Raw genomic sequence first — 12,759 nt, 5'->3', positions numbered from 1 at the left:
TCTATGCTAACTTCCGGCAATTCTGCGGAGGTAATGCAAATGATGATGAAACGCTGGCTCTTGATTCTTGCTGCGGTCCTGTCGCTGAGCGGCTGCGGCTACAACCAGTTCCAGTCGCTCGACGAGACGAGCAAATCGGCCTGGAGCGAGGTGCTCAACCAGTACCAGCGGCGCGCCGACCTCGTGCCCAACATCGTGGCCACCGTGAAGGGCGAAGCCAGCTTCGAGCAGGACACGCTCACCAAGGTGATCGAGGCGCGGGCCAAGGCCACGTCGATCCAGGTGACGCCCGAGACGCTGAACAACCCCGAGGCCTTCAACAAGTTCCAGCAGGCGCAGGGCGAGCTCTCGTCGGCGCTGTCGCGGCTCATGGTGGTGTCGGAGCGCTACCCGGAGCTGAAGGCCAACCAGGCCTTCCGCGACCTGCGCGTGACGCTGGAAGGCACCGAGAACCGCATCACCGTGGCGCGCAACCGCTACATCCAGACCGTGCAGGAGTACAACGTGCTGGCGCGCAGCTTCCCGACCAACATCACGGCCAAGATCTTCAGCTACGACCCGAAGCCGAACTTCTCGGTGCAGAACGAAGCTCAGATCTCGACGCCGCCGACGGTCGACTTCAACGCTCCCAAGAAGTAAGACAACCGCCCGATGGCCCTTGCCCTGATCCGCCGTGCGCTGGTTGCCCTCCTGCTGGCAGCGACCGCATGGGCCGGTCTTGCGGCAACGGCGATGGCGCAGGGCCTGCTGCCGGTTCCCGCGCTCACGGCGCGGGTGATCGACGAAACCGGTACGCTGGACGCCGCGCAACGCGCCGACCTCGAAGCCAAGCTGGCCGCTTTCGAGCAGCGCAAGGGCTCGCAGATGGTGGTGCTGATGGTGCCCACCACCCAGCCCGAAGACATTGCAAGCTACGCCAACCGCGTCGGCAATACCTGGAAGATCGGGCGCAAGGACGTCGGTGACGGCATCCTGGTGATCGTGGCCAAGAACGACCGCAAGATGCGCATCGAAGTGGCCAAGACGCTCGAAGGCGCGGTGCCCGACCTGGCGGCCATCCGCATCATCGACGAAGAGATGAAGCCGCGCTTTCGCAACAACGACTTTGCGGGCGGGCTGAACGCGGCCGTGGCCCGGCTCATCGGGCTGGTCGACGGCGAGGCGCTGCCCGCGCCCTCCAGCGGCAGCGACGAAGGCTCCAGTGGCATCGACTGGGAAAACCTTGCGATCTTCCTGTTCATCGGCGTCTTCGTCGGAGCGCCCATCGTGCGATCGATCGTCGGCAAGAAGCTCGGCTCGGTCGTGATGGGCGGCGGCATCGGTGTGATTGCATTCTTCATCACCACCAGCATCGTCATCGCGGTGCTGGCGGGGCTCGCGGCACTGATGGTGTCGCTGTTCTCGGCCGTGGCTGCGTCGGCTCCGGGGCGCCGGGGCGGTGGTGGCGGAGGCGGCGGTTTCGGAGGCTGGGGTGGCGGTGGCGGTGGCTGGAGCAGCGGCGGCGGGAGCAGCGGAGGTGGAGGCTTCAGCTCCGGCGGCGGCGGCGATTTCGGGGGCGGCGGCGCCTCGGGAGATTGGTAGGCATGGCATCGGCAACGCTTTTCTCCCGGCTCGGCCGCATCTGGCGCCACCAATGGATGGACGAGGCGGATGTGCGCCGCGTGCTGCCCGATGCCGCCATGGAACGCCTCGCCGCGCGGGTGGCCGCGAGCGAGCGGCGCCACAGCGGCGAGATCCGCATCTGCGTGGAGGCGGGCCTGCCCTTGTCCTATCTGCGACGGAATGCTTCGGCGCGCGCGCGTGCGGTCACGATGTTCGGCAAGCTGCGCGTGTGGGACACCGAGCACAACAACGGCGTGCTCATCTATCTGCTGTTGGCCGAGCATGCGATCGAGATCGTGGCCGACCGCGGCATCGATGCGCATGTCGACGATGCCGAGTGGGCCGCGATGGCGCAGCGCATGGGCGCGGCGTTCCGCGAAGGCCGCTTCGAGGACGGGCTCACGCAGGCGCTGGAAGAAATGTCGGCCTTGCTGGTCGAGCACTTTCCGCTGGCGGAGAACGAACCCGACACGAACGAGCTGCCCGACGCACCGGTCGTTCTCTGAGGTTTGCCTTTCTCCCTCCCCTTCCGGGGGAGGGCCGGGGTGGGGGCAAGCGGCGTTGGCATTGGGCACGCTCTGCCTGCCCCCATCCCAACCTTCCCCCAGCGGGGGAAGGAGCCGAACCCTCAATCCGATGCCGGCAACGCCCACACGGTCTCGCCGCCTAACGCGTAGAAACGCCTCCCCGCCGCCCGCTCCATCAACCAACCGCCAGTGAACTCGCCGAAGGCCGGCAGCACGGCCTGCTGGCCATCGCTCACGAAACACGGCAGCCGCACACTGTCGCGTCCCGGTCCATAGAGCCTGCACACCGGATGCAGGTGCCCGGCGAGCACGAAATGCGTGGCATGCGTCTGCGGATGGTGGCAGCAGGCGAAAGGGCCGAGCAGGTACGGCTCGTCGACCACATCAATGCCGAGAGCCACAGGTGGGTCACCCGCGCGGCTGTCGTGATTGCCGCGCACCAGCGTCATGCCGACGGCTTCGTGCGCGGCGCGCCAGTCGGCGAGCGCGGCCAGCACCTGCGGCGTGCGCGCCTGCGCCGCATGCAGGAAGTCACCAAGAAACACGATGCGTTGCGGTGCATGTGCCGCAATCAGCACATCGACCCGCGCCAGGTTCTGCTGCGTGGTGCCGCCCGGCACCGGCTGCCCCAGCGCGCGGTAGGTCGCGGCTTTGCCGATATGCAGATCGGCAATGAACAGCACACCGCCCGCCGGCCACCAGATGGCGCGTTCGGGCAGCAAATGCAGCAACTCGCCGGCCCATTGGACCGGCAGGGCCGATGCGGAAAGATGCGGAGAAGTCACGGGTAACAAGTGTCGCAAAAGCCGGTGAGCACCGGCGGCCGTCACTTGCAATTCACCCCGCGAACCCCAGTTCTTCGGAATGACCGAAACGCCTTCGCTGCACATCGTCTGTCCGCACTGCCACACGACCAACCGCGTGCGCGCGGCACAGCTGGGCAGTGCGCCCGACTGCGGCAGTTGCCATCGCCCGCTCTTCGCCGGCCATTCGACCGCGCTGCCGGACGAAAAAACCTTCGACCGCCACATCGCACGCAACGAAATTCCGGTGCTGGTGGACTTCTGGGCGCCCTGGTGCGGCCCGTGCCGCCAGATGGCTCCCGGCTACGAACAGGCCGCGGCCCAGCTCGAACCGCGGGTGCGGCTGGCAAAAGTCGACACCGAGGTAGTGTCGACGCTGGGCGCGCGCTTCAACATCCGCAGCATTCCGACACTGGCGCTGTTTCGCGGCGGCCGCGAGGTGGCGCGGCAAGCGGGTGCCATGGGCGCGGCGGACATCGTGCGCTGGGTCAAGGCGAACGGCGCGGGTTGAACTGAACGGCTCACAGCGGCGGCAAGGGTCTGGAGCGCCGCGACGGCGGCCTGCGCTGACGCTGTGGCGCGGGCGGCTTGCCCGGCCCTTCCTGCCCGAACGCCAGCGTGCCCTTCACGCGCTCGACGCCTCCGGCCGTGACCACGCCGCCCGCCGCTTTTTCAAGCTGCTCGACCATGCGCGCGATGCGATCGGCCACGTTCTCGTTCGACAACTTCTCGCGGAACAGTTCGACCATGAGCGGAAATGCGAACGGCGTCGGCCGCTCGAGCGGCTTCAGCACCAGCTGCTGGGTCGCCATGCGCCCGAGGCTGGCGCGCAGGCGGCCGATCTCGAGCTCCTGCGCGAGCAGCTCCTGCTCGGCCTGCAGCAGCAGCTTGTTGGCCGGGTCGTACTTGCGGAACACCTCCCAGAACAGCGACGACGAAGCCTGAAGCTGCCTGCTGCTGCGCTTCTCGCCGGGGTAGCCCTGGAAGATCAGGCCCGAGACGCGCGCAATTTCCCGAAAGCGGCGCTGCGCGAGTTCGCCCGCATTGAGCGAAGCCAGCACCTCGTGCAGCAGCTCGGCATGCGCATCGTCGCCTTGCGGCAGGCGCAGCACCTGCGGCAGCAGCGCTGACCAATCGACCGGCAGGGCACTCAGCAGTTCGAAACCGTAGTCGTTCACGGCAATGGAGAAGGTGCGCGCATCGTGCTGCGCCACGCGCCAAGCCAAGAGGCTGGCAAGCCCCATGTGCACATGCCGCCCCGCGAAGGGATAGAGAAACAGGTGCGAGCCTTCGCGCGTGGTGAGCGTTTCGGCCAGCAGGGTCTGCGGCGTAGGCAGGGCCGACCATTGCTGCTGGATTTCGAGCAGCGGCCGCACGCACTGCAGTTCGGGTGATTCATAGCGCCCCTCCCCAGCGAGCGCAAGCTGCTGCACCACGGCATCGGCCAGCGTGGTCGACAGCGGCATGCGCCCACCGTTCCAGCGCGGCACCGCGGCGCGCTTGCCGGTGGCGCGCCGCACCCAGGCCGTCATGTCGTGGATGCGCACGAGCTCAAGCAGCCGGCCGCCGAACAGAAAGCAGTCGCCGGGCTTCATGCGCGCGACGAAGCCTTCTTCCACGCTGCCGATCTTTGCGCCGCCCATGTACTGCACCGCCATGCTGGCGTCGCTCACGATGGTGCCGATGTTCATGCGGTGTCGCCGCGCGAGCCGCGCGTCCAGCACGCGCCAGACGCCTTGTGCATCGGGCACCGCGCGGCGGTAGTCCGGGTACGCGGCCAGCGAAGGGCCGCCCTGTGACACGAAGGACAGGCACCATTCCCAGCTCTCCCGCGACAGCTGCGCATAAGCAGCAGTGCCGCGCACTTCCGCATACAGGTCGTCGGGCACGAAGCCGCCGCCGAGCGCTACCGTGACGAGATGCTGCACCAGCACATCGAGCGGCTGCACCGGCGTGTGGCGCGCCTCGATGTGGCCGGCCGCGATGGCCGCGCGCGCGGCAGCGCCCTCGACCATCTCGATGCTGTGCGTGGGCACGAGCGTGATGCGCGACGGCCGGCCCGGCGCATGGCCCGAGCGACCCGCGCGCTGCAGCAGCCGCGCCACGCCCTTGGGCGAGCCGATCTGCAGCACGCGCTCGACCGGCAGGAAGTCAACGCCAAGATCGAGGCTGGATGTGCAGACCACCGCCTTGAGCTCCCCGCTCTTCAAGCCGAGCTCGACCCATTCGCGCACCGCGCGGTCGAGCGAGCCGTGATGCAGCGCGATGACGCCCGCCCATTCGGGCCGCGCCTCGAGCATCGCCTGGTACCAGATCTCGGCCTGCGAGCGCGTGTTGGTGAATACCAGCGTGGTGCTGCTGGCGGCGATCTCCTCGAGCACCTGCGGCAGCATCGTGAGGCCCAGGTGGCCGCCCCACGGAAAGCGCTCGGCGCGGCCGGGCAGCAACGAATCGACGACCAGTTTCTTGGGCACCGCGCCCTGCACCAGCACGCCTTCTTCCTGGCCGGCATGTCCGAGCAATGCACGCATGGCCTCCTGCAGGTTCCCCAGCGTGGCCGACATGCCCCACACTGCGAGCCCCGCATTCCAGCGCCTGAGCCGCGCGAGCGCCAGCTGCACCTGCACGCCGCGCTTGTTGCCGAGCAGTTCGTGCCATTCATCGACCACGACCATCTTGACGCGGCCCAGCACCTCGCTCGCATCGGCGCGCGCGAGCAGCAGCGACAGGCTCTCGGGCGTGGTGACGAGCACGGTGGGCAGCCGCTCGTTCTGTGCGCTGCGTTCGGCCGATGTGGTGTCGCCGCTGCGCGCGCCGGCGCTCCAGCGGTGCACGCCGGCGCCCTGAGTTTCCAGCGCATCGAGTGCCTGCTGCAGGGCGCGCAAGGTGTCGGCGGCCAACGCGCGCATGGGCGTGATCCACAGCACCGTGAGCGGCGGCGGCGTGGTCTTTCCGGTGCGTGAAGGCGGCGGTGCCGCAGTAGAGAACGCCTGCAGCGCGCCAAGCCACACCGCGTAGGTCTTGCCCGCGCCGGTGGTCGCATGCAGCAGGCCGGACTTTCCTTCGGCAATGGCCTTCCACATGTCGCGCTGGAATTTGAAAGGCTTCCAGCCGCGTGCGGCGAACCACGCGTCGAGCGCCGCCTTGACGGCGGCCTTGCTCCTTCCCCTTCCGGGGGAAGGCTGGGATGGGGGCTCGCGGCCTTCGAGAGGCGGCTGATCCTTGATGCGCCGCTTGCCCCCACCCCGGCCCTCCCCCGGGAGGGGAGGGAGAAATTCGGGGTCCGCCGGTTCGGTCATGGGGGTAACAACGCAGCGAGCGTCTGCAAGGTGTCGGCCTCCGCCACCGGCTTGTCCTCGCGCCAGCGCAGCATGCGCGGAAAGCGCACCGCGATACCGCTCTTGTGGCGCGTGCTGCGCGCGATGCCCTCGAAGCCGAGTTCGAACACCAGCGTCGGCTCCACGCTGCGCACCGGGCCGAAGCTCTCGACCGTGGTCTTGCGGACGATGGCGTCCACGCGCGCCATCTCCGCATCGGTCAGGCCCGAATAGGCCTTGGCAAAGGGCACGAGCTTGCGGCCGTCCTGTTCGGGCGGGCCGTCCCACACGGCGAAGGTGTAGTCGCTGTAGAGGCTCGCGCGCCGGCCGTGGCCGCGCTGCGCATAGATGAGCACGGCGTCGATGCTGAGCGGGTCGATCTTCCACTTCCACCACACGCCCACGTCCTTGGTACGGCCCACGCCGTACTGCGCGTCGCGGCGCTTGAGCATCATGCCCTCCACGCCCATGCTGCGCGCCGCTTCGCGCTGGCGCGCCAGGTCGCTCCACGCGATGCCGGTGAGCATCGGGCTCGGCAGCAGCGAGGGATGCTGCATGCGCGTGACGAGCTCGTCGAGCAGCGCGCGGCGTTCCCACTGCGGCAGCGCACGCAGGTCGCGCCCTTCCCATTCGAGGATGTCGTAGGCCAGCAGCACCACGGGAATGTCGCGCAGCAGCTTGGCGCCCAGGGTCTTGCGGCCGATGCGCTTCTGCAGTTCCGCAAAGGGCTGCACCCGGTCTTCGCGCCAGACGGCAATCTCGCCGTCGAGCACCGTGCCGTCGGGCAGCGCCTCGCCGAGCACGGCAAGTTCGGGGAAGCGCTCGGTCACCAGCTCTTCGCCGCGCGACCACAGCCAGACCGCACCCGCGCGCTTCACCAGCTGCGCGCGGATGCCGTCCCACTTCCATTCGACGATCCAGTCGGCCGGCGGGCCCAGGGCGGCATCGAATTGCTCGAGCGGCAGGTTGAACGCATGCGCGAGAAAGAACGGATACGGCTGTCCGCTGGTCTTCTGGACCTGTTCCGCGCCCGACTCCGGTGCGATCAGCGCGCGATAGTCTTCCGCGCGCGGGCGGCCGCCGATGTGGGTGTAGCCCATGAGCCGCTGCGCCACGCGCTTGGGGTCGATGCCGCCCACTGCCGCGAGCGCCTGCGTGACCTGCAGCTTCGACACGCCCACGCGAAACGCGCCGGTAATGAGCTTGAAGTACACCAGCCGCTCTTCGGCCGCGAGTTGGCGCCACTGTGCGCGCAGCCGCGCGGGCAGCTCATCGGGCGCCGTCTTGCCGGCTTCGCGCAGCGGCAGCAGATGTTCTTCGACCCAGCGCGCCAAGCCGAGGTCGTGCGCCTCGGTGGGCGGCGGCAACAGCAGCGCGATGGTCTCCGCGAGATCGCCGACCGCCTCGTAGCTTTCGTCGAACAGCCATTCGGGAAGGCCCGCCGCCTCCTGCGCGAGCAGGCGCAGCAGCTTGGTGGGCACCAGCTGGCGCGGCTTGCCGCCGGCCAGGAAGTACACGGCCCACGCCGCATCGGCAGGGTCGGCCTCGCGCAGGTAGCGCTGCAGCGCGGCCTGCTTGGCGAGACTCGAGGTGCTGGCGTCGAGCTCGCGGTAGAGCGCCGCAAAGTCCTTCATCGCGTTGTTGCTCCTTCCCCTTCCGGGGGAAGGCCGGGATGGGGGCCGACAGCGTCCGCATCGAGCGCCGCTTGCTCCCTCCCCAACTCTCCCCCGGAAGGGGAGGGAGTTTGCTCGTCATCTTCATCGCCGTATTCGGTCTTGAAGCCCTGCGCCTCCAGCCCGCTCTCGGTCAGCCAGCGCACCATCACCGCCACGCTGCCGTGGGTGACGAACACCCGGCTGGCGCCCGTGCCCGCAATCGCCTGCTGCAAGCCCGGCCAATCGGCGTGGTCCGACATGACGAAGCCGCGGTCCACGCCGCGGCGCCGGCGCGTGCCGCGCAACTGCATCCAACCGCTCGCGAAGGCATCGGCATAGTTGCCGAAGCGGCGCATCCATGGCGTGCCCTGCGCGGACGGCGGCGCAAGCACCAGCGCGCGCTTCAGCAGCGCCGCATCGACGCCCGGGTCGGTAACGCGCAGCGTCTCCGGCAGCGCCACGCCCGCGGCACGGTAGACGGCGTTGAGCGGCTCGACCGCGCCATGCACGACGATCGGGCCGATCGATGCATCCACGCCATGCAGGATGCGCTGCGCCTTGCCGAAGGCGTAGCAGAACAGCACCGACGCGCGGCCGGCCTCCGCGTTGGCGCGCCACCACGCATCGATCTCCCTGAACAGCACGGTCTGCGTAGGCCAGCGGTAGATCGGCAGGCCGAAGGTCGACTCGGTGATGAAGGTGTCGCACGGCACGGGCTCGAAGGGCGTGCAGGTGCCATCGGGCTCGGTCTTGTAGTCGCCAGACGCAACCCACACGCGCCCGCCGTGTTCAAGGCGAACCTGGGCCGAGCCCAGCACATGGCCGGCCGGATGCAGCGAGACGCGTACGCCGTGATGGTCGATGGCTTCGCCGTAGCCGAGCGTCTGCAGCGCGATGTCGCTGCCGAGGCGGGTGCGCAGCGTGCCGGCGCTGTCGGCATGCGCCAGGTAGTGCGCATGGCCCGCGCGCGCGTGGTCCGAATGGGCGTGCGTGATGACGGCGCGCGCCACCAGCCGCCAGGGGTCGATGTAGAAATCGCCCGGCGGGCAATACAGCCCCTCGGGGCGAGCGACGACGAGATCTTCTTCCTTCGCGGCCATGGCCCGCATCGTAGGCGCTGGCGCGCCGCCGCGTCGCCGAACGCGGGCCGCGAAGCGCTGTGGGCCGGCGCCTACTTCTTGCTCTTGTGCCCGCCCATCACGTCGAGCACGTTCATCTTCATGCCGTTGGACATGATCATGTCGCCCGGTTTCTGCCCGGCCTTGCAGGGGCCGACCCATCTGGCCTCGATGACGGCCGAGCCTTCGGTTCGGCCCATCAGTGGCGGGCTGTAGGTCGACTTGCTTTCCATGCGGTAGGCCGAGCTGAAGTCGCCGCTCATCACGGCATGCGAAGTGGCGGTGGTAGGGCCGATCCCGCAGACCGAATCGACGACCAGCTTGCCGCCTTCATTGCGCAGCTCCTGTTTCGTGCAGGTGTCCTTGCCCATGCCCTGGCCCATGTCGCGCAGCGCCTTGTCGCTGGCCGCGTCGATGCACTGCTGGATGGTTTGGCTCGCGCCCTTGGCGGCGGTGCCGTCGCCGGTGTGGATTTCCCACAGGCCGGGCTTGCGCGCGGGATAGTCGATGGCCAGGGCGGGCATGGCGGCCGCGCCGGCCCACATGAAGACGGCAATGGCGGATGGGCGAATCTTCATGGCGGGCTCCGCGTCGGATCGAAGGACGATAAAGGAACGATGCCCGGGTTGTACCGCATGCGCCGCGCGGACGGAATAGCGCAATCGGCCTACGCGGGCCGAGCCTGCGCGGCCCCCGCCGTGCCGCGTTCGCGCGACGTGAAGCCGAGCGCCAGGCCCAGCGCCAGTCCGCCGAGCACGTCGATCAGCACATGCTGCCGCACGGCCATCGTCGAATACACGATGGCCACGGCCCATGCCACGTTGAAAAGGCGCAGCCACGCCGGTGCGCCGACCTCGCGCAGCTGACGCGCGAGCACGATGCAGGTGAAGACCGAGAACGACACATGCAGCGACGGAAAAGCGTTGCCGGCCGAGTCGACCGCCTTCAGGAAGTGGAGGGAGCTGCCCGGGACGGCCTCGATGGTGAAGTTGGGTATTGCCGTGGGCATGAACCAGAACACCACGAGTGCAATCGCCGTCATCACCGCGCAGCCGAAAGAAAAGCTCCAGAGTTCGCGCCTGTCCTTCGCCAAGAGTATCGGCAGCGCGATGTAGCCCCACAGCGACAGGTAGACCGGCAGCAGCACCGGCCAGAATGCAATCAGCCGGTCGAAGGCGGTGAGCGGCAGCACCCAGGCCTCGCCGGCGTTCTTCATGATCCAGAAGTACAGCGGAAAGAACCCAAGCGTGGCGACCGTGTTGCCGACCAGCTTCACCGGCCACAGCGTCGTGCAGCGCAGCCACAGGGCGCGCAGCCATCGCGTCGACGAAAGTTTTTCGGAAGAAGAGAAGAAGGTCATGGGGGCCGGTGGCAATACGCCACGGCCTCGCGGATGCGAGGCCGGCACGCTACTACCAGGGCATCCACTTTAATTCGCTTTTCGCCGAAGCCACCGTGCGCTCGATGAAGCGAACGCCGCGCGCCCCGTCTTCCACGCGCGGATAGTCGGCTGCGATAGCGTCGGCCTGCCGGCCCGCAATGCGCGCGCGGATGTCCGCTGCAACGCCGCCGTAGATGTTGGCAAAGGCTTCGATGAAACCTTCTGGATGGCCCGCAGGCAGCCGGCTCGCGCGCTGCGCCGATTCGCAGAGCCACGGCGAGCCGCGCGTGAGGATGCGTTTGGGTCCGTCATGCGGCAAGTGCAGCAGCTCGCTCGGCCGTTCCTGGCGCCATTCGAGCGTGCCGAGCGCGCCGGAGATGCGCAGGCGCAGGTCGTTCTCCAGCCCGGTGTTGATCTGCGAGGCGATCAGCACGCCGCGCGCGCCGCCCTTGAAGCGCAGCAGCAGGCTGCCGTCGTCGTCGAGCATGCGGCCCGGCACCAAGGCGCTCAGGTCGGCGCACAGGCTTTCGATCTCCAGTCCGGTCACGCTGGCAACGAGGTTCTCCGCATGCGAGCCGATGTCGCCGATGGCGCCGGCCGCGCCGCTGCGCGCGGGGTCGGTGCGCCAGTCGGCCTGCTTGTTGCTGCCGCTGCCTTCGACATGGCTGGCGAGCCAGCCCTGGTTGTATTCGACCACCACCTTGCGCAGTTCGCCGAGCTGGCCCGAGCGGACCATCTCGCGCGCCTGCCGCACCATCGGGTAGCCGGTGTAGTTGTAGGTCACGCCGAACACCGTGCCCTGCCTGGCCACGGTGGCCACCAGCGCGTCGGCCTGCTCGCGCGTGTGCACCAGCGGCTTGTCGCACACCACGTGGAAGCCCGCCTCGGCAAACGCCTGTGCGACCGGAAAGTGCACGTGGTTGGGCGTGACGATCGAGACGAAGTCGATGCGCTCTTCCGGCGGGCGCTTGAGCTCGTCGGCCAGCAGCGATTGCCAGTCGCCGTGGTTGCGGTCTTCCGCCAGGCCGAGGTCGCGGCCGGAAGCGCGCGCCTTCTCGGGGCTCGACGACAGCGCGCCAGCCACGAGCTCGATCTGCCCGTCGAGCGCCATGGCCTTGCGGTGCACGGCGCCGATGAAGGCGTCGCGGCCGCCGCCGACCATGGCGCAGCGGAGCTTGCGAAGAGGTGTATCGGTCATCAATCTCCTCGATGTTCACGGGTAACTGTTCCCTCTCCCTCTGGGAGAGGGCCAGGGTGAGGGCATCGTCGTTCGCGAGCACATGGCTCCGGCCATCGCCGCTGACCCTCACCCCAACCCTCTCCCGAGGGGAGAGGGCGGAAGGCAGCTCAGAACGGCGAGTTGGGGTGGTAGAAATCTTTCGCGTTCTCCTTCGTGATCAGCACCGAAGGAATGATCGTCGTCGCCGGCAGCTTCTCGCCCTTCAGCCGTGCTTCGGCCGTGAGCTTGATCGCGTCGTAGATGAACTTGGGCGAGTAGCTCACGTCGGCGCCGATGCGCTTGTCCTTGCCGTCCATGACGGTCTTGACCATGCCCTTGGCACCCGCGCCGCCGAAGATGATCTTGATGTCGTCGCGCTTGGCCTGCTCGATGGCCTTGAGCACGCCCACGGCCATGTCGTCGTCGGCCGCCCAGATGGCGTCGATCTGCTTGAAGCGCGTGAGGTAGTCCTGCGTGACCTTGAAGGCGTCGTCGCGGTTCCAGTTGGCGTACTTGGCATCGAGCAGCTTGATGTCGGGGTGGTTCTTGAGCACCGCGTTGAAGGCATCCATGCGCTCGTTGTCCAGCGTGGTGGCAATACCGCGCAGCGCAACCACGTTGCCCTTGCCGCCGAGCTGCTTGGCGATGTATTCAGCCGGAATGCGGCCGAAGGCGGTGTTGTCGCCGGCCACATAGGCATCTTGCGCACTGGTGTCGGTCAGGCCGCGGTCGACCACGGTCACGTAGGCGCCCTTGGCCTTGACCTGCGCCACCGGCTTGGTGAGCGCGGCCGATTCGAACGGGAACACCACGAGCGCGTTGATCTTGGTCACCGTCGAAAGGTCTTGCAGCTGGTTTGCCTGCTCGGGCGCGTTGGCCGCGGTCTTGATCGTGATCTTCAGGTCCTTGTGTTCCTTCTCCAGATCCTTCTTCGCCTGGTTGGCCCAGTAGTTGATGCCGCCCATGAAGCTGTGCGTGGCCGCGGGAATCGAAACGCCGAGGTTGACCTGTTCCGCGGCGAGCGCGGGCAGGCTGGCGAACGCCGCGGCGGCAACGGCCGTGAGTGCGATGCGTCGTGTGAAGCTTGTCATGCTGGATGTCTCCTTGTGGTTGATGGAACGGAACACGAAAGATCTG

12 protein-coding genes are annotated in these 12,759 nt (G+C 68.1%); 4 read left to right on the top strand and 8 right to left on the bottom strand.

Going from position 1 to position 12,759, the window contains the following annotated elements; genetic code table 11:
- Positions 1-39: 39 nt before the first annotated feature.
- Genes QFZ42_RS27830 through QFZ42_RS27820 form a run of 3 tightly spaced genes read left to right on the top strand, consistent with a single transcriptional unit; the run spans position 40 to position 2,108 of the window.
- Positions 40-639, top strand: a complete 600-nt coding sequence (locus QFZ42_RS27830) for a LemA family protein (protein WP_373423372.1) — start codon at positions 40-42, stop codon at positions 637-639.
- Between the two features lie 12 nt (positions 640-651).
- On the top strand, positions 652-1,581 hold the full coding sequence (locus QFZ42_RS27825; protein WP_307704055.1) for a TPM domain-containing protein: 930 nt from the start codon (positions 652-654) through the stop codon (positions 1,579-1,581).
- Between the two features lie 2 nt (positions 1,582-1,583).
- Complete coding sequence (locus tag QFZ42_RS27820; RefSeq protein ID WP_307704054.1) at positions 1,584-2,108, top strand: TPM domain-containing protein; 525 nt, start codon at positions 1,584-1,586, stop codon at positions 2,106-2,108.
- Positions 2,109-2,230: 122 nt separating this feature from the next.
- On the opposite strand, the gene pdeM is transcribed toward QFZ42_RS27820, so the two are convergent.
- Positions 2,231-2,914, bottom strand: coding sequence for a ligase-associated DNA damage response endonuclease PdeM (gene pdeM / locus QFZ42_RS27815; protein ID WP_307704053.1), 684 nt, complete (start codon positions 2,912-2,914; stop codon positions 2,231-2,233).
- A gap of 79 nt (positions 2,915-2,993) precedes the next feature.
- On the opposite strand from pdeM, the gene trxC reads away from it, so the two are divergent.
- On the top strand, positions 2,994-3,443 hold the full coding sequence (gene trxC / locus QFZ42_RS27810; protein WP_307704052.1) for a thioredoxin TrxC: 450 nt from the start codon (positions 2,994-2,996) through the stop codon (positions 3,441-3,443).
- Between the two features lie 10 nt (positions 3,444-3,453).
- Here the strand turns inward: trxC and QFZ42_RS27805 are convergent, their stop codons facing one another.
- The 7 genes from QFZ42_RS27805 to QFZ42_RS27775 all read right to left on the bottom strand — a co-directional run bounded on the left by QFZ42_RS27805 (position 3,454) and on the right by QFZ42_RS27775 (position 12,713).
- Positions 3,454-6,231 carry a ligase-associated DNA damage response DEXH box helicase gene (locus QFZ42_RS27805; RefSeq protein ID WP_307704051.1) on the bottom strand — a complete coding sequence of 926 codons (2,778 nt, stop codon included), beginning with the start codon at positions 6,229-6,231 and terminating at the stop codon, positions 3,454-3,456.
- A complete protein-coding gene (locus QFZ42_RS27800) occupies positions 6,228-7,883 on the bottom strand; it encodes an ATP-dependent DNA ligase (RefSeq protein ID WP_307704050.1) in 1,656 nt (551 codons plus the stop codon). Before QFZ42_RS27800 ends, QFZ42_RS27805 begins: the two co-directional genes overlap by 4 nt.
- Positions 7,880-9,004 carry a ligase-associated DNA damage response exonuclease gene (locus QFZ42_RS27795; protein WP_307704049.1) on the bottom strand — a complete coding sequence of 375 codons (1,125 nt, stop codon included), beginning with the start codon at positions 9,002-9,004 and terminating at the stop codon, positions 7,880-7,882. Before QFZ42_RS27795 ends, QFZ42_RS27800 begins: the two co-directional genes overlap by 4 nt.
- 71 nt (positions 9,005-9,075) lie before the next feature.
- On the bottom strand, positions 9,076-9,600 hold the full coding sequence (locus tag QFZ42_RS27790) for a DUF3617 domain-containing protein (protein ID WP_307704048.1): 525 nt from the start codon (positions 9,598-9,600) through the stop codon (positions 9,076-9,078).
- A gap of 89 nt (positions 9,601-9,689) precedes the next feature.
- The gene (locus QFZ42_RS27785) at positions 9,690-10,382 is read right to left on the bottom strand and encodes a phosphatase PAP2 family protein (protein ID WP_307704047.1); all 693 of its coding nucleotides are present in this window, start codon (positions 10,380-10,382) and stop codon (positions 9,690-9,692) included.
- Positions 10,383-10,434: 52 nt separating this feature from the next.
- Positions 10,435-11,601, bottom strand: coding sequence for a Gfo/Idh/MocA family protein (locus QFZ42_RS27780; RefSeq protein ID WP_307704046.1), 1,167 nt, complete (start codon positions 11,599-11,601; stop codon positions 10,435-10,437).
- 149 nt (positions 11,602-11,750) lie between these two features.
- Entirely contained in the window at positions 11,751-12,713 is a 963-nt protein-coding gene (locus QFZ42_RS27775; protein WP_307704045.1) for a substrate-binding domain-containing protein, read from the bottom strand.
- Positions 12,714-12,759 lie beyond the last annotated feature (46 nt).

Source organism: Variovorax paradoxus, assembly GCF_030815855.1.
Taxonomy (GTDB): domain Bacteria; phylum Pseudomonadota; class Gammaproteobacteria; order Burkholderiales; family Burkholderiaceae_C; genus Variovorax; species Variovorax paradoxus_M.
The sequence above is the reverse complement of the archived record's forward strand: the minus strand, read 5'-3'. Positions and strand labels throughout refer to the sequence as shown.

What these genes read in the sequence shown, in the direction of transcription:
- QFZ42_RS27830 (WP_373423372.1), top strand. Translation starts at nt 40, where the DNA reads ATGATGATGAAACGCTGGCTCTTGATTCTTGCTGCGGTCCTGTCGCTG.
- QFZ42_RS27825 (WP_307704055.1), top strand. Translation starts at nt 652, where the DNA reads ATGGCCCTTGCCCTGATCCGCCGTGCGCTGGTTGCCCTCCTGCTGGCA.
- QFZ42_RS27820 (WP_307704054.1), top strand. Translation starts at nt 1,584, where the DNA reads ATGGCATCGGCAACGCTTTTCTCCCGGCTCGGCCGCATCTGGCGCCAC.
- trxC (WP_307704052.1), top strand. Translation starts at nt 2,994, where the DNA reads ATGACCGAAACGCCTTCGCTGCACATCGTCTGTCCGCACTGCCACACG.
- QFZ42_RS27805 (WP_307704051.1), bottom strand. Translation starts at nt 6,231, where the DNA reads ATGACCGAACCGGCGGACCCCGAATTTCTCCCTCCCCTCCCGGGGGAG.
- QFZ42_RS27800 (WP_307704050.1), bottom strand. Translation starts at nt 7,883, where the DNA reads ATGAAGGACTTTGCGGCGCTCTACCGCGAGCTCGACGCCAGCACCTCG.
- QFZ42_RS27795 (WP_307704049.1), bottom strand. Translation starts at nt 9,004, where the DNA reads ATGGCCGCGAAGGAAGAAGATCTCGTCGTCGCTCGCCCCGAGGGGCTG.
- QFZ42_RS27790 (WP_307704048.1), bottom strand. Translation starts at nt 9,600, where the DNA reads ATGAAGATTCGCCCATCCGCCATTGCCGTCTTCATGTGGGCCGGCGCG.
- QFZ42_RS27785 (WP_307704047.1), bottom strand. Translation starts at nt 10,382, where the DNA reads ATGACCTTCTTCTCTTCTTCCGAAAAACTTTCGTCGACGCGATGGCTG.
- QFZ42_RS27780 (WP_307704046.1), bottom strand. Translation starts at nt 11,601, where the DNA reads ATGACCGATACACCTCTTCGCAAGCTCCGCTGCGCCATGGTCGGCGGC.
- QFZ42_RS27775 (WP_307704045.1), bottom strand. Translation starts at nt 12,713, where the DNA reads ATGACAAGCTTCACACGACGCATCGCACTCACGGCCGTTGCCGCCGCG.